Annotated in this window: 18 protein-coding genes; 6 read left to right on the forward strand and 12 right to left on the reverse strand. The window is 66.1% G+C overall.

Translation table 11 applies throughout. The features are described 5' to 3' along the window. Positions 1-69: 69 nt before the first annotated feature. The 4 genes from ACFC0O_RS00005 to ACFC0O_RS00020 form a co-directional block, all read right to left on the reverse strand. Positions 70-1,119 carry a ParB/Srx family N-terminal domain-containing protein gene (locus tag ACFC0O_RS00005; RefSeq protein ID WP_375952062.1) on the reverse strand — a complete coding sequence of 350 codons (1,050 nt, stop codon included), beginning with the start codon at positions 1,117-1,119 and terminating at the stop codon, positions 70-72. A gap of 131 nt (positions 1,120-1,250) precedes the next feature. Then, positions 1,251-1,760 carry a hypothetical protein gene (locus ACFC0O_RS00010; protein ID WP_375952065.1) on the reverse strand — a complete coding sequence of 170 codons (510 nt, stop codon included), beginning with the start codon at positions 1,758-1,760 and terminating at the stop codon, positions 1,251-1,253. A gap of 33 nt (positions 1,761-1,793) precedes the next feature. Continuing rightward, complete coding sequence (locus ACFC0O_RS00015; RefSeq protein ID WP_375952068.1) at positions 1,794-2,594, reverse strand: inositol monophosphatase family protein; 801 nt, start codon at positions 2,592-2,594, stop codon at positions 1,794-1,796. 33 nt (positions 2,595-2,627) lie between these two features. After that, entirely contained in the window at positions 2,628-3,500 is an 873-nt protein-coding gene (locus ACFC0O_RS00020) for an LLM class flavin-dependent oxidoreductase (RefSeq protein ID WP_375952071.1), read from the reverse strand. A 195-nt stretch (positions 3,501-3,695) separates the two neighbouring features. On the opposite strand from ACFC0O_RS00020, the gene ACFC0O_RS00025 reads away from it, so the two are divergent. After that, positions 3,696-5,267: an alpha/beta fold hydrolase gene (locus ACFC0O_RS00025; protein WP_375952074.1), complete on the forward strand. Its 1,572-nt coding sequence runs from the start codon at positions 3,696-3,698 to the stop codon at positions 5,265-5,267. 4 nt (positions 5,268-5,271) lie between these two features. Here ACFC0O_RS00025 and ACFC0O_RS00030 read toward each other — a convergent pair whose 3' ends face one another. Next, on the reverse strand, positions 5,272-5,925 hold the full coding sequence (locus tag ACFC0O_RS00030) for a response regulator (protein ID WP_375952077.1): 654 nt from the start codon (positions 5,923-5,925) through the stop codon (positions 5,272-5,274). Between the two features lie 3 nt (positions 5,926-5,928). Continuing rightward, entirely contained in the window at positions 5,929-7,092 is a 1,164-nt protein-coding gene (locus tag ACFC0O_RS00035) for a sensor histidine kinase (RefSeq protein ID WP_375952080.1), read from the reverse strand. A gap of 129 nt (positions 7,093-7,221) precedes the next feature. On the opposite strand from ACFC0O_RS00035, the gene murJ reads away from it, so the two are divergent. Further along, on the forward strand, positions 7,222-8,895 hold the full coding sequence (gene murJ / locus ACFC0O_RS00040) for a murein biosynthesis integral membrane protein MurJ (protein WP_375952083.1): 1,674 nt from the start codon (positions 7,222-7,224) through the stop codon (positions 8,893-8,895). Between the two features lie 15 nt (positions 8,896-8,910). On the opposite strand, the gene ACFC0O_RS00045 is transcribed toward murJ, so the two are convergent. Together ACFC0O_RS00045 and ACFC0O_RS00050 are read right to left on the reverse strand one after the other, a co-directional pair. Next, entirely contained in the window at positions 8,911-9,849 is a 939-nt protein-coding gene (locus tag ACFC0O_RS00045; RefSeq protein WP_375952086.1) for a hypothetical protein, read from the reverse strand. Positions 9,850-10,051: 202 nt separating this feature from the next. Beyond that, complete coding sequence (locus ACFC0O_RS00050) at positions 10,052-10,453, reverse strand: PPOX class F420-dependent oxidoreductase (protein WP_375952089.1); 402 nt, start codon at positions 10,451-10,453, stop codon at positions 10,052-10,054. Positions 10,454-11,140: 687 nt separating this feature from the next. On the opposite strand from ACFC0O_RS00050, the gene ACFC0O_RS00055 reads away from it, so the two are divergent. Further along, entirely contained in the window at positions 11,141-12,367 is a 1,227-nt protein-coding gene (locus tag ACFC0O_RS00055) for a helix-turn-helix domain-containing protein (protein WP_375952092.1), read from the forward strand. A gap of 123 nt (positions 12,368-12,490) precedes the next feature. Here ACFC0O_RS00055 and ACFC0O_RS00060 read toward each other — a convergent pair whose 3' ends face one another. Further along, positions 12,491-13,429, reverse strand: a complete 939-nt coding sequence (locus ACFC0O_RS00060) for a LysR family transcriptional regulator (RefSeq protein ID WP_375952095.1) — start codon at positions 13,427-13,429, stop codon at positions 12,491-12,493. A 75-nt stretch (positions 13,430-13,504) separates the two neighbouring features. Here ACFC0O_RS00060 and ACFC0O_RS00065 point away from each other — a divergent pair, with 75 nt between their 5' ends. From ACFC0O_RS00065 to ACFC0O_RS00075, 3 genes are all read left to right on the forward strand, one after another. Next, complete coding sequence (locus ACFC0O_RS00065) at positions 13,505-15,007, forward strand: MFS transporter (protein WP_375952097.1); 1,503 nt, start codon at positions 13,505-13,507, stop codon at positions 15,005-15,007. A gap of 68 nt (positions 15,008-15,075) precedes the next feature. Then, positions 15,076-15,888: a metalloregulator ArsR/SmtB family transcription factor gene (locus ACFC0O_RS00070; protein ID WP_375952100.1), complete on the forward strand. Its 813-nt coding sequence runs from the start codon at positions 15,076-15,078 to the stop codon at positions 15,886-15,888. Next, a complete protein-coding gene (locus tag ACFC0O_RS00075) occupies positions 15,885-16,478 on the forward strand; it encodes a dihydrofolate reductase family protein (RefSeq protein ID WP_375952103.1) in 594 nt (197 codons plus the stop codon). The genes ACFC0O_RS00070 and ACFC0O_RS00075 overlap by 4 nt, the downstream gene beginning before the upstream one ends. A gap of 15 nt (positions 16,479-16,493) precedes the next feature. Here ACFC0O_RS00075 and ACFC0O_RS00080 read toward each other — a convergent pair whose 3' ends face one another. The 3 genes from ACFC0O_RS00080 to narI are packed head-to-tail and all read right to left on the reverse strand — an operon-like array spanning position 16,494 to position 18,439. Beyond that, positions 16,494-17,432, reverse strand: coding sequence for a hypothetical protein (locus tag ACFC0O_RS00080; protein WP_375952106.1), 939 nt, complete (start codon positions 17,430-17,432; stop codon positions 16,494-16,496). A gap of 7 nt (positions 17,433-17,439) precedes the next feature. Next, entirely contained in the window at positions 17,440-17,658 is a 219-nt protein-coding gene (locus tag ACFC0O_RS00085) for a hypothetical protein (protein WP_375952109.1), read from the reverse strand. A 52-nt stretch (positions 17,659-17,710) separates the two neighbouring features. Beyond that, on the reverse strand, positions 17,711-18,439 hold the full coding sequence (narI, locus tag ACFC0O_RS00090) for a respiratory nitrate reductase subunit gamma (RefSeq protein ID WP_375955837.1): 729 nt from the start codon (positions 18,437-18,439) through the stop codon (positions 17,711-17,713). Position 18,440: the final 1 nt, after the last annotated feature.

Consider the following 18,440-nt stretch of genomic DNA (forward strand, 5'->3'; position numbering starts at 1 on the left):
AGACAGGGTTCGATGCCATCGTGCGACCGACGCCGCGAGTTGGTCGATCAGCCCGTCGGTACGGAAGGATCAGCGTCCGTTGCGGATTCGGTACTCCACCGCGTAGCCCAGCTTGCCCGGCTTGTCAGCGGCGTACGGCTGCGAGATTTTGGCGAATTCGCCCTTGTCCTCGGCCTTGCCGTCATTCCAGGCGCTCAGCTGATCGAGCTCCTTGGCGGTCTTGCCCTCGGCGACGATGGCATCGGGGGCGAGGGCGGTCTGCGCCTTGGTGACGGTCTTCAGCGCGGCCAGATAGGCGGTGAAATCGCTGCGATTCCAGTCGCCGCCGATATTGCCCTTGCGCATCCAATCGCCCCAGAAGAACTCCTCGAACGGCAGATCGCCGACGTGGTAGCCGATATCGCGGGCGAAGTACATCATGCTGCGGTACTTGTCATCGGAGAAGTTCGACAGGCCCAGCGACTTCGGCAGCTGATCCACCGCGACCGGATTGCCCGAGACATCCTTGAGCCAGACCCAGCCCTTGGCCTTCATCTGGGTCCAGAAATCGGCATCGGACAGGGTGCTCAGGTTGCCCAGCACCTTCAGGCGCACGTGCAGATCCGCGCCGCCGTCCGGGGTCTCCAGGTAGGAGGTCAGCGTGTGGTGGCCGTCGGTCAGGTACGGCTTGCCGCCGGGGCCGATGACCACGGTCTTCATCGCGGCGATGCTCTCGGGGGTCTCCTGACCCACCGCCAGCTTGCACTGGAACGAGGACGAATCGCTCAGGCGCGCATCCGGTTTGGCCGAGACGACGGCCAGCTGGCCATTGCTCTCGCACCAGTCGTTGAACTTGGAGTTGATCTCATCCTTGCCGAGCGTGTAGCGGCCCAGCTTGTAGTAGATCTCGTCGTAGCCCAGCGAGGGCTGGGTGGCCAGCACATCACCGATTCGCACATCGAGCAGATCACCGGCGGCGGCGCAGGCGTACGACGATCCCGCCGATCCGCTCTGTAGCGCGCACAGCGGGTCCGCGCTCGCATTCCCCGGGGCGACCCAGGTGATGCCACTTGCCAAAGCCATCAGGGCCGCGGCGATGCCCGCGGTCCAACGACCCCGCCCGACGGTGGTACTGCTCATCGATTTCCTCACATCCCGCATGTCATCCAAGCCGCATCACCGTGACCACCGTCCGTGACAGGTACACGATCATCGAGCAGACGAATGCTGTTCACCACGACAACAATTGGTGAACAGGTGCGCACTCGTCGCTATCCGGTCCAGAGGGTTTCGGCGGGCTTGCGCGGATCGACCCACTCCTGATCGAAATACCAGACCAGCCCCTCGGCCTCCTCGGCGATGCGCAGGGCAATCACGGATCCGAAGACCGCACCCAGGCGATGCGAATCCTCTGCGGACATCTCGATATTCACCACCTGGGTGGTTTCGGCGAGATGGGCGCGAATGCGATCCGGCCCGGGGCCGACCGCGTCGATCAGGTGCTCCCCCAGTACTTCTCCGACCTGGGCCACCACATCTGCGCCCAGTGCGTGCCAGACGCGCATACCGCGGCCCTCGGTCTTCCAGCCCACCGACACCTCGGCGTCGGCATTGATGCGCAGATTCACCAGGGCGTGTTCGAGGGCGTCCTCGACCTCCGCGTCATTCTCGAAGAAACCCTCCGCCAAGGTCCACAGATCGGCACTGGATATCCAGTCCCACACCTCAGCGCCATCCAATTCAACCGATTCCCGGCAGTACACGCTGATCCACTCCGCCACGGCCCCACCGTATGCGGCGCATGGCCGATCCGGCTACCTATCTGTTACGGCTTGGCGGGCAATGATTTCCAGCAGCCGTTCATGCGTCGCGGCGTCGGCGGCCGCCACCAACCCGTGCGCACCGGCGAGGACGTCTTCACCCGCCAATCCGGTAACCCGGCAGCCCGCCGCGTGGCACAGTGCGATTCCGCTGCTGAAATGCACATTGTCCCGGAAGTCGCCATCGGTGACGTACGCCGCACGCCGACCGGCCGCCACCCAGGCCAGCGCCAATGTGGTGGACAGGACTCGCGGATGGAATCGGGTCATGAAGTGTTCATCGTCGAATAGTCGCCCGGCGCTGAATGTTCCACGATTCGGATAGGGCGGATCCACGTCGATATCGACCAGTTTGCTGTCGGCGCGCGGGGTCAGTACCTGGTCCACGCCGTCGCGCCGGGCGAACGCGCCGGTACCCGCCGTCCAGCAGATCTCGCCGCTGAAAGGATCGGCGACCACCGCGATATCTAGGGAATTCGCCACGCGCAGCGCGATATTCACCGCGACTTCGGGTGTGCCCACCGCGAAATTCCTGGTTCCGCACAGCGGGTCGATCAGCCAGACCCGATCACCGTGCGAGGTCCCGGATCGGCCCGATTCCTCGGCGATGAATCGATCCTCCGGTCGCGCGGCACTGATGACCGCGAGAATGGCCTGTTCCGCGGCGATATCGGCCTGGGTCGCGAAATCGTCGCCTTCCTTCGCGTAATGCTCGACGGGGCCGCGGAAGGCCGCGCGCAATACCTCGGACGCGGCTTCCGCTGCGCGAATGGCGATTTCGACATCTGAGTCCACCATTCGGACGGTACCGACTGCGCTGCCTCGGTGTCAGGGCAGCAGCGGGCGGACCTGTTCGGCGGTGAATCGGAGGAATCCGACCGGATCGGGTTCGTCGGCGGTGGGTTGCAGGATGACGCTGGTCGCGCCCGCCGCATACCAGCGCCGCACGGCGGCGGCGATGGCCTCCGCATCGCCCGCCACGCCGATATCGGGGATGGTGTCGCGGTCCTTGATCTGCAATTCGGCGGCGACGCGATCGGCGGCATCGGGGCCGGTGGCGGCCAGCAGGTACGCCACGATCGGGAACGGCTGGGCGGCAAGCGATTCCGCACGAGCCTCGCGGAAGATATCGACGGCGGCCCGGATGCGCTCGGGTGAGGCGGTGTTGTCGAGTACGACGCCGTCCGCCGATTCGCCCACCAGGCGCAGGGTTTTGGGTCCGCTGGCGGCGGCGAAGATCGGCGGGGCGGCGGCCGGGGGCCAATCCAGGGCCACGCCGTCCAACTGAATGTAGCGCCCCTTCACCGTGAGTCGCTCACCGCCCAGCATCGCGCGCAGGGCCTCGAGGTATTCGCGCAGCAGGGTCACCGGCGATGCCGCCCGCGCGCCGACCTGGCCCATCCAATCCTGTACGCCATGACCCACACCCCAGATGCCGCGACCGGGGAACATGCGCTCCAGCGTCGCGATCTCCATGGCGGTGAGCGCGACATTGCGCAGTGGTACGGGCAGCACGCCGACCCCGATGCGCACCCGCTCGCTCCACGCCAATGCGGCTGCGGCGGTGGAGATTCCGCCCTCCAGGAAGCAGTCCTCCCACAGCCACATTTCTTCGAGGCCCGATTCGTCTGCCACGCGAACCGCCTCGCGCAGGCGCTCCGGCGGATTCTGCGGGCGGAATACCGCTCCCAAGGTCGTCATGAATTCATGACTACCAGATCCGGGTGACATCGGATCGGAGTCGATTCGATGCCCTGGGATGGCTCTACCGAGCGGGCGAGATCAGGGCCGCAGAAAGGGGCCGCGCGGTAGATGCCGCCGGGTGCCGCCGATACCTAGCGTCGAATGCGGCCGTCACTCGGCGGCATTCGACGCACCATCGGCTGTGAGGGTTTCATGCAATCGATCAAATCGGCCGCACGTGCGCGGGCGGCGATACCGCTGCTGACCGCGATCCTGCTGGCCGGATGCGGCGCGGGCACGCGGGAGGCACCCGTCGAACACGGGCTGCCCGCGCGGTTACAGGAGCAGGAGATCACCTGGCACGACTGCCGGACGGGGCCGCAGGACACGACCGGGGAACGATTGGCCGCGGCGGGAGCGCAGTGCGGAGAATTCCGGGCCCCGTTGAACTATGGGGATCCCGGTGGCGCGACCATCTCGATCGCGGTCGCGCGGCGGCTTGCCACGGATTCGGCGCATCGGCTCGGGACGCTCGTGGTGAACACCGGTGGGCCGGGGCCGTCTCGCGATGGTGTGACCATGATCGTGGACGGTCCCGAAGGCGGGCATCCCGCCGCGACGGCGATTGCCGAACGGTTCGATCTGGTGGGTATGGATCCGCGGTTCTTCGGTGTCAGTTCACCGCTTGAATGTGGTTGGGGCACCGGTGAATATCTCGGCATTGCCCAGGCAGCGCCCGTGGAGCGGGCGGATTTCGACCGGACGGTGACCGTCGCCCGGGAACTGGCCGCGCGATGCGAGCCGTCGCGTGCGCTGCTGCCGTTCGCGTCCACCAGGACGATCGCTCGCGATCTCGATCTGCTGCGAGCGCTCCTGCGTGAGTCCAGGATTTCCTACCTGGGCTGGTCCTGGGGAACCTATTTGGGCGCGGTCTATACGCAGCTTTTCGGTGATCGCGTTGATCGGGTTGTGTTGGACAGTGCGCTGGATCCGCGAGCGCCCGGACCGGATCTGACACGGGACACCGCGACCGCAACGGCTGCCGCCTTGGCCGACTGGGCTCGATGGGCCGCGCTGCGCGATGGCGAATTCGGTTTGGGGACAACGCGGGACGCGGTACTCGATGCGGTGGGCGGCATTGCCCGTGCGGTTTCCGTGCGGCCGGTGACGATCGGCGGGGTGACCATCACCGCCGATATGGTCCCGGGTCTGCTGCTGACGGTCGATGACTCCGATGCCTATTACGAGGTATTCGGGCGGCAGGTGCGTGCGCTGTATGACGCGGCTCTGGGGAGGTCGTCGGATCCCGCGCCGGAACTCGAGGCCAAGCTGGGTCTTTATGCGGATCAGTCCGGATCGCCCGAATTCGGTTTCAGTGCGACGGTGGCCAATCAGTGCGCGGATCGGACGGCGCGCGGGGTCGAGGAGTACTTCACCGATATTCGGGATCATCTGGCCGCCGAGCCGATGTTCGGTCCGCTGGCTCGGCATCTGACCCCGTGCGCGGTGTGGCCGGTCGGCCCGGTTGAGCCCGCGACCGTGATCGGCAATAGTCGCCCGGCGCTGCTGATAGGCGCATCAGGTGATCCGGTCGCACCCGTGGCGGGTCAGCGGGCGTTGCGGCAGGCGCTGCCGGAGGCTCGAATTCTGCTGATGGAAGCAGCGTTTCGGCACGGCGTCTACCTCGCCGAGCCCTCCCCGTGCATCGATTCGGCGGTGGAGACGTATCTGCTGAACGGCGTCCTGCCCGGCGGTGACGGGACCTGCCGTCGCGTCGCTGACTGACGATCTAGCGAGGGCCGGGCCGTACCAGCCCGGCCTCGTGCGCGATGATCACCGCTCGCACGCGGTCGCGCACGGCGAGCTTGGTGAGGATATGCCGCACATGGGTTTTCACGGTTCCCTCGCCTACGGCCAATTCGATCGCTATCTCGGCGTTGGAGAGGCCGCGTGCCAGCACCCGCAGCACCTCGGTCTCGCGGTCGGTCAGGGTCGAGACGAGGCGTTGGGCGGCGGGGTCGACCGGTGGGGCGAGGCGATCGAGCAGTCGGCGGGTGGTCGAGGCGGCCAGCACCGCGTCACCGGCGTGCACGGTTCTGATCGCGGCCAGAAAGTCTTCGGCGGGGGCGTCTTTCAACAGGAATCCGCTGGCTCCCGCGCGCACCGCCGCGACCGCGTAATCGTCGAGGTCATAGGTGGTGAGTACGAGCACCTTCGGGGTGCGCGACGCGGCCAGGATTCGCGCGGTCGCTTCGATGCCGTCCATTGTCGGCATGCGCACATCCATGACGATCACATCCGGTGCGGTCCGGGCGGCTTCGGTGATTCCGCTCGCGCCGTCACCGGCCTCACCGACCACCCGCATATCCGATTGTGAGTCCACCACCATGCGAAATCCAGCCCGTACCAGGGCTTGATCTTCGACGAGCAGTACTCCGATCATCGTCTACTCCTCGATTCGCAAGGGAATTCGCGCCGTCAGCAGGTGGCCGTCCGGGGTGCGCCGCAGTTCGATATCACCGCCGTGTGATGCGACGCGCTCCCGCATTCCGATCAGGCCGTAGCCGGGGCTCTGTGGGCCGGAAGCTGGGTGACCGTCATCCCCGATATCGATCGAAAGCCAGTCTCCGTCCCGCGATATCGAAACTCGTGCTCGTGCACCGGCTCCGGCATGTTTGACCACATTGGTCAAACCCTCTTGAACGATTCGATACACGACCAAGCCGATGCCGTCGGCAATTCCCCGCGGCACGTCGAGCGTCAATTCCACGGGTAATCCCGCGGCACGCATATCGCCGACCAACCGCGCGATATCGGTGAAGCCGGGGCTCGGCGACGTCTCGGGCTCGCCATCCGCGCGCAATACGCCGATGGCCCGCCGGGTTTCGACCAGCGCCCGCCGTCCGTGTGCACCGATGGCAGTCAATGCGTCGACGGCGGCATTCGGCTCCCGCGCTGCCGCATAACGTCCGCCATCGGATTGCGCCACGATCACCGCCAGTGAATGCGCCAGAATGTCATGGATATCCCGCGCGATCCGAGTCCGCTCGGACAACACCGCCAATCGCATCCCCTGATCCCGGGTGCGCTCCAGCAGCTCCGCCCGCTCTGCCAGCGCCAGCAACTCCCCTCGCCGCGCCCGCTGCCAAGCCCCGCCCAGCCAGGCCGCCAGCACGGTACTCGCCAGGCCCGCACCGACAATCACATGCGCCAGCACCGGCATCGGCAACTGCGGCCAACTCCACCCACCGAGCACCGCGCCGAAAAGCCCGCCCACCAACCCGATCCGACTCGAATACCCGCGCCCATACGCCGCCAACGTATAAACGGCGATCGGCACCGCGATATCGGCGGGCAACGCCCCCGTCGAATCCCGAATCAGCACCCACTGCACAAATGCACCGACCGCCACCCCGGCCGCCGAAACCTCCGGCCACCGCCGCCGAATTGCCAACGGCCCCAGCACCACCACCGACAAAACGAAGTAATCGGCGTCCGCCCCCACCAGAATCCCGCACAGCACGCACCCGACGATCAACGCCCCGGCGAACACCGCGTCAACCAGCGCGAACCGCCGACGCAACCACAGCACCACCCGCTCGTCGACCACCCGACCACCCTAATTCGACGGCAACACCCGCACCTCACCCCTCGGAATGACCCGCGGCCCCGGCCGATCCATCGTTCGGAATACGTAACGTGGACGGTCGGAGTCCAGTCTTGCGCTCAGGGGGATGTATTGAACGACTACGGCAGCTTCCCGACCCAGCCATTGCCGATCCAGCGAATACCGCGGCGCGGCGTCGCGCCGGTCAAGTTGAAAGGCGTCGGCGGCGGCACCGGGCTGGCCCATGCGGGCAAACAGATTGCCGTGGCCGGGGTGGTCAGCCGGATAACGGGATTCGCACGGACGATCGTGCTGGCCGCCGTGCTGGGCACCGCGGCGGTGGGCGATGCCTACGCCGGTGCCAACAATATGCCGAATATGCTCTATGAACTGCTGCTCGGCAGCGTGCTGGCCAGTGCCGTGGTTCCGGTGCTGGCCCGAGCGCGGGGGCTGGGCCGCAAGCGTTCTCGCGAATTCACCCAGCGGATCATGGTCGCGGCCGTTCTCGCGCTCGTCGTGATCACGGTGCTGACGGTCGCCTGCGCGCCACTGCTGGTCCGTGCGTTCGTGACCGATTCGGCGCAGCGCCACCTCGCGACGGCACTGGCGTATCTGCTGCTGCCGCAGATCTTCTTCTACGGCGTGACGGTCATCGTGAGCGCGGTCCTCAATGTGCGCGACAGCTTCGCCACCGCCGCGTGGGCTCCGGTGGTCAACAATCTGATCGTGCTGGCGACCTGCGGAGTATTCGTCCTGCTGCCCGGTCCGGTCACGTTGACGCCCGGCACCATGACCACCGCCCAGGTCCTGACCATCGGCATCGGCACCACCGCGGGGATCGCGGGCCAGGCCGCGTGGGTGATATCCGCGTTGCGCCGCAACGGTTTCACCTGGAGCTGGCGCGTGCGCCCGCTGCCCTACACCTGGCGTCCCGTCCGCTCCGGGCTCCCCATCCTCGGCTGGCTTCTGGTCTACGCCGCCATCAGCCAGATCGGCGTCGCCATCACCATGCGGGTCGCCTTCGACCATCATGGCGTCTCCATCTCCTCCTACGCGGAACTGCTCTTCCAAGTCCCCTACGGCATCCTCGCCGCCTCCGCCCTGACCGTCCTGATGCCCCGCATCTCCCGCGCCGCCGCCGTCGGCGATCACCCCGCGGTCATCGCCGATCTCTCCCGCGGCGCTCGCTACCTTTGCACCGCCCTGATCCCGGTAACCATGGCCATGACCCTGCTGGCCCCCAGCTTCGCCACCCTGATCTTCACCGGCCGCGTAGACTCCGCCGCCGCGCGCCTCATCGGCCTCGCGGTGGCCTGCTCGGCCTTCGGCCTGGCCCCCTTCGCCCTCGTCATGCTGCAAATGCGAATCTTCTACGCCTACAACGACACCCGCACCCCCACCGCGATCAACGTCATCATGGTCCTGACCAAGGTGACCGTCCTGATCCTGACCGCGACCCTGCTCCCGAACCAGGTCGTCATAGTCATGCTCAGCGTCGCCAGCTCCCTCGCCTACCTGACCGGCGCGATAACCGGCCACGTCCTACTCCGCCGCCGCTACGGCCTCCTCGGCTTCACCGCCGTAGCCACCACCATCCACCGCGTCATGTGGGCAACCGCCTGCGCCGGAGCGGTGGCGCTGGCCGCGATCACACTGGTTCGGAACGCGATGAGCGCGCCGGTTCCTGCGCAACTCACCACACTGGTCGCGGGCGCGGCAGTCGGAGCGGCGGTCTTCTTGCTGACTGCGCGTCTCATCGGCATACCCGAAATCCGCACCGCCCGAAGGCTTCTCATCGGCACATAGTCATCGCGCTGTGATCTATCTGCGGCGCAGGCAGATTGTTCCGTCGCCGCCGACGTCCGATGGGTTGGTAATGGTGCGTTCCGTGCCGAGCGGACATTTTCCGTCGTTGCCCTGATGCCGTTCGGATACCTGGAATTCGGCGGTGGGGTCGGTGCAGTCGGTGATGCGGGCCAACGATGCGACGGTGGGGTTCGGAGCCGCTATGCAGTCGCCGACGGCGGCGTAGCCGATGAAATCGGTCGGGATCGGGCCGAAGCATTGCACGAGATGGAAGGTGGTGCCTTCGGTCTTCTGGACATTGACCGCGCCCGCGCCGAGGACGTTCGCGCACTCGGGTGCGACGGGATCCACGGTTTCGCTGCGGACATTCAGCAGTCGCATCACGGCCGCCGGTGCGTCGCATGCGACCAGCGCGTGCGCCCCCTCGTTGATACAGGAACCGATTTCGGCTTGCACGACGGCATTCGGGTCGGCGGAACGGGTGCACAGGACCCGCGATCTGGCACCGCCGAAGAGCGATTCGACATAAACCGCCCGGGTCGCAGGCAGCTTGTCGCAGACCGGCTCGGCGATCGGAACCGGCTGGTGCACTTCCACACCGAGCACATCGATGGTGACCCTCGTCCCGCAGGTCACGCGCATCACCGTCGAACCAGTCGTCGATTTTATGAAGCAGTCACCGGCCTGAAGCCCGGACATCACCGTCGTGTTGACGCGAGTCGGGGCCACGCACAGCACAGTTCCGGCATCTTCGCGATCGGTCTCCGGCACCAGGAAAGCGGTCGTGGCATCGTCATATTTCAAGCAAGCCGAACTCGGCGGCTGGTCCCGCCCCTCGCGCCCGACAATCCGATACATGGCCAGCGAATCACCGCACGCGGCCTCGGTCACCGACAACCCCGCGGCATCAACGCAATCCCCCACCGCCAACCGCACACCATCGCCCCGACTCATCACATACCCAACAACCGCGACCCCCACCCCAACAACCAAAACCGCAGTCACACTGAGCCACAACAGCACTCGCCGCGCCATACCCACATCCCACCTCGACCGAATCCATCGAAAGCTACCGATCAAGGTCAAATTCCACAATTACCGCAGCGGGATGTGGGGGCGCGAAATCACCGGTCCGAATTCGTGAACGGGACGTCGGTCAGTCGCGGGAGACGGCGTTGCCGTAGACGCCGGTGGGGCGGATGGCGAGGGCTACGCGGTCCTTGGCGTCCGGGGGTACTACCGGGCCGTTGTTGTAGCGCTCGGAGAGGCGGGTGTAGAGGGCGCCGGTGGGGTCGTCGTCGATGTGGTCGACCACGCCTCGGATTTCGAGGTACCGGTAGGGGTTGTCGGGGTCGAAGATCGAGATGGAGACGCGGGGTTCGTGGGCCAGGTTCTTGAACTTCTGGCGGTAGTTGGTGTGGGTGAACCAGATGAATTCACCATCCCAGACGAACCACATCGGGTTGACCTGGGGTGCGCCGTCCGGGCGGGTGGTGCCCAGGCTGGCGTAGACCGGGCGCTCCAGTAGGTCTTGGGCTTTCTCTGGAATTTCGACCATTACATACCTCCGCTTGCGATGAGCAGTTGCATAGCAATCAAACCGTATGGGTTGGGACGGGTGGTTCGTGGGTGACGGGACCGGCTCCGGGCCGATTCGCCCTCGAACGGTGTATCTGTTGCCGGTATCTACACAGACCACATCCGCAATCTTGGTCAGAGCCGGTATGTCTCCGAGCTCGAAATGCGCTGTGCCAGGCGCGAGTATCTCGCTCACATGCTCGGCGTAAGCGAGGTTCATCAGCCGAGTGATTTCAGCGCCCGGCCGGTCCGGATCGCTGAAGTAAATGAGCATCACCGTCCATCCGCATCGCTCAGCGAAGGCGTGGATACGCTCCTCGTCTTGCCGCCACTGCTCGCCGGACACATCACGGCGCAGGAATCCGATCACACGGTTGGTCATCGTCGCGCTCCTGACCACGGACTCATCGGCAGGTCGGTGCGCGGCCGTTCGATGGCCAATCGCGCCTGGATATCAGCGACGGTCAGCCGACTCGGGTGGCGGGGACGATCTGCACTCGGTAGGGCATGCGCAGCGAGGAAAATGAGTACCAGCGCAACGACGGTGCCGACGACGATGACTCCCATGTCGGGAACTTATGCCCGGCCGAGGCATCGAAGGGGTACGAACGTACCCCTCGCTTGGCTACGCTGGCGAATATCGTCACAACACGTGGAGGTAGTCCCCGTGAGTGGTTCAGGAAGTCCGTCCGAGATCGGACAGCGGGTTCGGCTGTATCGAGAACGCGGGGGAATGGCGCGTCCCGTGCTCGCCGACCACATCGGCCGGTCCTCCGAATGGTTGAAAGCCTTGGAGAACGGCAGGATTCAGCGCACCCCCAGTCTCGATCTGCTGTTGCGCATCGCCCGCGTGCTCGATTTGGATGACCTTGCCGCGCTCACCGGCGATGAGCACGCGGTGCCGGTGAGCGTTTTCGCCGGAGAACGCCACTCCGCGTTGTCCGATGTGCAGGCAGCTTTGACCGACTACCGAATCGCGCCCAGTAATCGATCGGTCAGCAATGACCATCTCGCCGAACGACTCCGCAAGGCTTGGCGTATCCGCCATTCCAGTCCCGATCATCGATCACAGCTGGGTGCGCTACTGCCCGGATTGATTCGGGACGCTCAGACGGCGGCACGCACTGCCGGAAACCGGCGGGCCGCACGCCGCACGCTTGCCGGGGTCTACCAGCTGGCAGATTTCTACGTCGCCTATCAGCCTGCTCCCGAGCTCGTTTGGATGGTCGCCGACCGTGCCGTGAACGAAGGGTACGAGGCTGACGACCCCTACGTGATCGCTTGCAGCGCTTGGGCAATGGTTCAAGCGCTGCGAGACTCCGGACGATGGGAGGAAGCAATCGCGCTGGCGCGCAACGCTATCGACCAGATATCGAGTTACCTCGACTATGAGAACACTCCTGATGATTGGCATGGCATAGCCGGGGCTCTGGAATTCGAAATCGCCTATGTCCACGGGCGACGCGGCCGGTCCGGTGACGCCTGGCGCGGCCTCGAGCAAGCCGACCGTATCGCCCGGCGACTGGGACCAACGTATCGGCACGTGCAGACGAGCTTCTCGCAACCGGTGATGGCAGCGCACGCCACCACTCTCGGAGTCGAGCTCCGCCAGCCCGGTGAGGCGCTGCGCGCAGCCAGGTCCATCGATGCCGACAACATCGTGTCTGTGCCACGTCGCGGCCGTCACCTCATCGAGGTCGCCCGGGCTCATATGCAAAGAGATGAGAAGACGGCGGCGCTCACGATGCTCGCCAAGTCGGAACAGACTGCCCCGGAAACGATCCGCTATAACGGCTTCGCCCGCGACATGCTGCTGGATCTTTCGAGGAAACCGCCGACCGGCATGCGCGCCGATGTACGCGAACTGAGTCAGCGAGTGGGAATCAGGGGTTAGAGAACCGACAGGGACGGCACTCGATCAAGGGCGCGGGCGAGATCGGCGATTGGATAAGGCGTCGATTCCGCCGAACGCCAGGCGATGAAATGGTCGGGGCGGACCAGCGGTGAACGCCGGCGTTCAGCCGGGCAGTCTCCCATCGACCGATTCGGCCGTATCCGAGGTCGCGTCGAGTGCCGCTCGAATCGTGTCCCGCAGCCAGCGCTGTGCCGGATCGGCGTCGAGCCGCGCATGCCACAGCAACCGGACCTGAACCTCCGGCAGCTCCGCCGGAATGGGAAACCAGCGCAGGCCCAAGGCTTTTCCGTACTGCTCCGCCAGTCGCTGCGGCACGAGCCCCAAATAGCCGCTCGACGCGACCAGCAGGGCTGCGACCGCTGAAGTCGGGACGACCGCGGCGACCTGACGCTGCAACCCTTCGGCCTCGAGAGCGTCATCCAGCGGTCCGCGCGCCCGGCCCCGCCGTGAGGACGAGACATGCGGGTACTCGCACAGTTCCGCCAGTGTCGGCTGCGAATCCCGTCCGAGCGGACTATCGCCTCGGACGATTCCGACGAGCCGCTCCCGATACAGCGCCGCGGTCCGAATATCCGGTGCCGCATCATCACCCGCGCCGATATCCAGATCCACCGAACCGTCGCGCAGCGCCTCGATGCTCTCGTTGCCCTCGGTGACGAAGCGCAGCGTGACCTCCGGGGCGACCGCCGCCGTAGCCTCGACCGCCGCCGTCACCAACGTCACCGCGATACCGTCATTGATGCGAATGGTGAAGGTGCGCTTCAGTTTCGCGATATCGAATTCGTCGGCACTGATCAGCGCCGCCGCCTGCTCCAGCAGTGACCGCACGCGAGGGGCGGTGCGCAGCGCGAACGGAGTCGGCGCCATCCCGCGACCCGCGCGCACCAGAATCGGATCGTTCATGGCGCGACGCAACCGCCCGAGCGCGCGACTGGTGGCCGGAATCGACAGGTGCAATCGCTCGGCCGCCGAGGTGACACTCGCGTCCTGGAGCAGCGCGTCGAAAACACGCAGCAGGTTCAGATCGATCTGCTCGGGCATGATTGCATCTTAAGCAAACCACCCTTACCAAAGTTGCGTGGCACGCATACACCCCTGGTCCATAGCGTGAATCGCATGGCACTGAACGATCTGATTCGCGATCAACCACCCGTTTCGCGGTTAGCCCACCCGGTCTCGCAACGCGGCCTGCTGGCGCTCATGTGCGCCTGCGTCGTCCTCGTCGTCGGGATGGTCGCCGCCATCAATCTCGCGGTACCGATGCTGGCCGCCAGCGGTATGCACCCCTCGGCCTCGGCCCTGGTCTGGATTGTCGACACCTATGTCATCTTTTTCGCCTGCCTGGTGATTCCGGGCGGCGCGGCCGGCGATCGCTTCGGACGCAAGGGCGTATTGCTCACCGGGCTTGGTCTTTTCGCCGTGGGCGCGCTGCTGTCGGCCGTTGCCCCGAATATCGTCCTGCTGCTCGTGGGGCGCGCGATCACCGGGGTCGGCGCGGCCGCGGTGCTGCCCAATACCCTCGCGATCCTGCTGCACGCGGTCCGCATCGAACGCAAAGGCGCGACCATCGCGACTTGGGCGTCGATGACCGGCATCGGCGGCGTCGTCGGCAATGTCGGTGGCGGAGCGATCCTTTCGGGCGGTTCCTGGCGCTGGCTGTTCACCGCCGCCGTGCCGATCGCGGTGCTGCTCGCCGCCCTGGCGGCCCGGATGGTGCCGGTGTCCGAGCGTCATGATCGCCGCCTGGACTGGCTCGGCACGGTACTGCTGGTCGCCGCCTCGGTGGCGCTGCTGCTCGGTATCGTCCAGGGACCGGAATCGGGCTGGGGCAGCCCCCTGGTCATCGCCGGATTCGCCTGTGCCGCCGCACTGTTCGCGCTCTGGACCCTGGTCGAATTGAAGGTCGAGCACCCGCTGCTCGATCCCCGGCTGTTCCGCCTGCCCGCACTGCGCAGCGCCAGCCTGGGCATGACAGCGGTCTTCTTCGGCATGTTCGCGCTGTTCTATGTGAACGCCTCATTCCTGCAGTACGCCAAGGGATTCGGGGTGTTTCGCACCGGCCTCGGCATCATCCCGCTGACCATTCCGATCATTCTCGGCGCGCGCCACGTGGGCCGGGTGACCCAGCGGATCGGCATGAACGCCACCGTCACCCTGGCATTCGCCTTCGTCGGCGGCGGCCTGCTCGGCCTCTCCACCAGCGGCGAGCACACCGCCTACCTGGAATACGCCGCCTGGCTGATCGTGACCGGAATCGGTGTGACACTGGCACTTCCGACATTGTCCGGAGCGATCGCGGGCGCGTTGCCCCCGGCTCAGGCTGGTGTGGGCGCCGGTTTGCAGGCGACCACCCGCGAATTCGGCAGTGCGCTGGGCGTCGCGGTCATCGGCACCATTCTCACCGGACGATTCGCCGCCGCCCTGCCCGGTGATATCCGGGCCGCCCACGACCCGCACACCGTCGCGCAGGCACTGGCCGCCGTGCCCGGTCGTGCGCCGGAGGTCATCACCGCCTTCGTCTCGGGCGCGGATCTGGGCCTGCGGGTGATCGGCGTGAGCGTGCTGATCCTCGGGGTGCTGGTGCTGACGGAGTCCCTGCTGTCCCGTCGTGGCCGGTAGATGCCCTGCCCGGAAACGGTTTCAAATATTCCTTGACAAGAATATTCGCTTTGGAGAATACTTCTTGCATGGAGCAGATCGCAGCAGCACTCGGAGACACCGCGAGGTGGCGCATAGTCGAACTCCTCGCCGAACGTCCCCGGTCTGTCGGCGAACTGGCCGAGTCCACCGGTCTGCGCCAGCCGCAGACCACCAAACATCTACAGTCGCTGGCCCGGGCGGGCCTGGTCACCGTGTTCCCGCTCGGTCAGCGACGCGTCTATGCCCTCGAGTCCGCTCCCCTGCGATCGCTCGAACAGCGCCTGCACGGGCTCATCGAAACCATCGACGCCCACTCGGATGAGCGAGATGTGCTGGCGCGCTACCGCGCCGCCATCGAATCGGAATCCGAACTCGCGAACCGCGAGCGCTGGGCGGACGGGCGCGCGTTCACATTCGAACGCACCCTGCCCGCCGCACCCGACACCGTCTGGCACTACTGGATCGAGCCCGAACTGCTCGAATCCTGGTGGGCGCCAACCACCATGACGATCACCGACTGCCGAATCGAACCCCGGCCCGGCGGCGACGCCGTCCTCGAATACCTCGATGCCGACGGCCGCCGCTATCGCTCACAGGGCCGCGTGCACACCGCGCTCGAACCCGAACACCTGGTCTTCGACCTGTCGGTACTCGACGCGGCGGGAGCCGTCTCCTTCACCGGCAACTACGACCTCACCCTGACCGCCGCCCCGGAAGGCACCCGGCTGCGGCTCGACTTGACCATCACCGACACCGCCGTCGAGGCCGTCCCCTATATCGCCGGGATAGAAGCCGGCTGGAGCCAGGTACTCGACAACCTCATCAACACCATCACCATCGAAAAGGAAGTACAGCCATGACCACACGCAAAGTCACCGCGAATATCGCCATCACCCTCGACGGCCGCTACAACGGCCCGGGCGGCCCCGGCGATCTGGGCTCGATCGTGCGCTACGCGGCCACCGACGCCTCCCGAGATCACATGACCCGCATGTGCGAGAACGCCACCACCGCGGTCCTGGGTCGCGGCAATGCCCAAGGCTTCATCGGCTATTGGTCGACCGTGGCCACCGACGACAATGCCGATCCCCGTGATCGCGGCTATGCCAAGTGGCTGGTCGACAGCGAAAAGGTGGTGTTCTCAACGACTTTGACCGAAGCGCCGTGGGACCGCGCCCGCGTGGTCAACGCCCCGACCGCCGAGGCCATCTCCGAGCTCAAGTCCGAGGGCACCGGCGATATCCTCGTCAACACCAGCCCCAGCATCCTCAAGCCGCTGCTCGCGGCGGACCTGGTGGACCGGCTCTACCTGATCATCTGCCCCGAGATCGCGGGCGGCGGCGACCGCCTGTTCGAGGACGGACTGCCGGGCTCGCAGTGGGCCCTGACCTTCCAGCAGGTCGGCGAACAGGGCGAGGTCGCCGCGATCTACGACCGAGTGCGCGGATAGCGGTGGCGCACTTGCTCAATCGAGGCGCTTACCGGCCTCGGCGATGACTTGGAGCAATTCCTCGCCGTGTCCGGTCGCCTCGGCGGCCCGGCCCATCGCATCGAGCTTCGCGACATCCCAGACTGGCAGGTCGAACATGCGCCGCCACTGCGGCGGCGACATCACCTCGGCGACGGGAAGCATTTCCGCCCAGGCGTTCTCACGGTCCACCGCCTCGATCATGTGGATGAGCACCGCATCGTCCATATCGGCGGTCGCGGTCGGCACCCGGCCCAGCGTCCGCGCGCTGAGGAACTGCATGAAGGTGAAGGCCTCGGTGAAGCGGTCCTGTTCGTGCGCGGCCAGCATGATCGCCCGAATACGGTCATCGGGCAGCTGGGACAGTACTGTCTCGAAGCGATCCGAGACGGTGTCGAGTTCGGCGTTGAAGCCGACCTGGAGCATGTCCCCGGCATCGTCGATATGCGGCACCACATCGAGCAGCTGCTGATCGGTGGCGGCCACCAGGAATCGAGCCAGGGTCACATAGTCCCCGCGCCGCAGTAGCTCTCGCATGACGGGCACCAGCACCGAACTCTGGAATTCGCGCACAATGGGTGCGGCCGCGTCCGGATCCACATAGGGCGCGAGATCGGCGAGGAACTCCACCGGCACATGCCCGATGAGCCCCACCGCACGCTCGGGGGTGAGCGAACTGGCGATCCTGCCGCACAGCATGGGGCCGAAGAAGCGGGTCGCGATCGAGATGGCGAGCGTATTGGGCACCAGCGCACTGACTTTCGCCAGCCGCTGGAACATCGGCCGATGCGGTGCGTCCAGCGAACGGTGCATCCGCTGACGCACCCGCCGGACAGCCGCCGCATCGCTCTCGAGGAGGAAGGCCAAATCCTCCGGCGCGGTATCCAATTCGCGCGCGAGCTTCACCACTTCCGCGCGGGTGGCCAGACTCGTCATGATCGCCTCAGGAGAAGAGAATGCGGCGCACCATGGCACGCGCGAGGGGCGGCACGACGGTGAGCCCCTTATCGATGGCCGCGCTCAGCTCCCGCTCGCGTTTATCGCGGGCGTGCTCGAACGCGGTGCGTAATACGGCGTAGTGGCCCTCATCGAGTGGGCCGAGTGCCGCCAATTCGACGCGCGGGACCCGACTGGCGTCATGCAGTCGATCGAGCTCCGGCACGAGGTTCAGCCTAACCGAACAACCCTGGGGTGAAGCGGGTTTCGCCGGACGCCTACTGCACCCGTTCCCAGCCGCGCGGCTGCGCCTTCGTGCCGAGACCGGTACTGCGGCTGCGGTAGACGATGTACGGGCGGGTCAGGTAGCCGACCGGCGCGGAGAACACGTGCACCAGGCGGCTGAAGGGCCAGAAGGCGAACAGCGCGCACGCCGAGAGGGCGTGCAGGCGGAAGCCCAGCGGGGCGGAGACCATGAGTTCGGGCTTGGGCTGGAAGTAGAAGATGGACCGGAACCACGGGGAGATGTCCTCGCGGTAGTTGTGCGGATTGCCGGTCAGGTTGCCGTACAGGGTCGCACCGAGTCCGAGCAGCAGGGTCAGCCCCAGCAGCACGTACATGATCTTGTCGTTGCGGGTGGTCGCGGAGAACACCGGGCCGACCGTGCGACGGCGGTAGACGAGAATGAGCAGACCGGCCACCGTCGCCACGCCCGCCACCGCACCGAGACTGAAAGACGCGGCGTGATACATGCTTTCGCTGATGCCGACCTTCTCGGTCCACGATTCCGGAATCACCAGGCCGATCACATGGCCCAGGAACACGAATACGATGCCGTAGTGGAACAGCGGACTGCCCAGGCGCAGCAGGCGGTTCTCGTACAGCTGTGAGGACCGGGTGGTCCAGCCGAACTTGTCATAGCGATACCGCCAGATCAGCCCGCCTATGCAAATCGCGAGCGCCGCATACGGTATGGCGACCCACAGCAGTACATCGCTGGCGCTCAGC

It is taken from the genome of Nocardia sp. NPDC056100, assembly GCF_042266325.1.
GTDB lineage: Bacteria > Actinomycetota > Actinomycetes > Mycobacteriales > Mycobacteriaceae > Nocardia.

What these genes read in the sequence shown, in the direction of transcription:
- ACFC0O_RS00050 (WP_375952089.1), bottom strand. Translation starts at nt 10,453, where the DNA reads ATGGTCGAAATTCCAGAGAAAGCCCAAGACCTACTGGAGCGCCCGGTC.
- ACFC0O_RS00080 (WP_375952106.1), bottom strand. Translation starts at nt 17,432, where the DNA reads ATGACGAGTCTGGCCACCCGCGCGGAAGTGGTGAAGCTCGCGCGCGAA.
- ACFC0O_RS00060 (WP_375952095.1), bottom strand. Translation starts at nt 13,429, where the DNA reads ATGCCCGAGCAGATCGATCTGAACCTGCTGCGTGTTTTCGACGCGCTG.
- ACFC0O_RS00045 (WP_375952086.1), bottom strand. Translation starts at nt 9,849, where the DNA reads ATGAGTCGGGGCGATGGTGTGCGGTTGGCGGTGGGGGATTGCGTTGAT.
- ACFC0O_RS00030 (WP_375952077.1), bottom strand. Translation starts at nt 5,925, where the DNA reads ATGATCGGAGTACTGCTCGTCGAAGATCAAGCCCTGGTACGGGCTGGA.
- ACFC0O_RS00065 (WP_375952097.1), top strand. Translation starts at nt 13,505, where the DNA reads ATGGCACTGAACGATCTGATTCGCGATCAACCACCCGTTTCGCGGTTA.
- ACFC0O_RS00005 (WP_375952062.1), bottom strand. Translation starts at nt 1,119, where the DNA reads ATGAGCAGTACCACCGTCGGGCGGGGTCGTTGGACCGCGGGCATCGCC.
- ACFC0O_RS00075 (WP_375952103.1), top strand. Translation starts at nt 15,885, where the DNA reads ATGACCACACGCAAAGTCACCGCGAATATCGCCATCACCCTCGACGGC.
- ACFC0O_RS00070 (WP_375952100.1), top strand. Translation starts at nt 15,076, where the DNA reads ATGGAGCAGATCGCAGCAGCACTCGGAGACACCGCGAGGTGGCGCATA.
- ACFC0O_RS00025 (WP_375952074.1), top strand. Translation starts at nt 3,696, where the DNA reads ATGCAATCGATCAAATCGGCCGCACGTGCGCGGGCGGCGATACCGCTG.
- ACFC0O_RS00020 (WP_375952071.1), bottom strand. Translation starts at nt 3,500, where the DNA reads ATGACGACCTTGGGAGCGGTATTCCGCCCGCAGAATCCGCCGGAGCGC.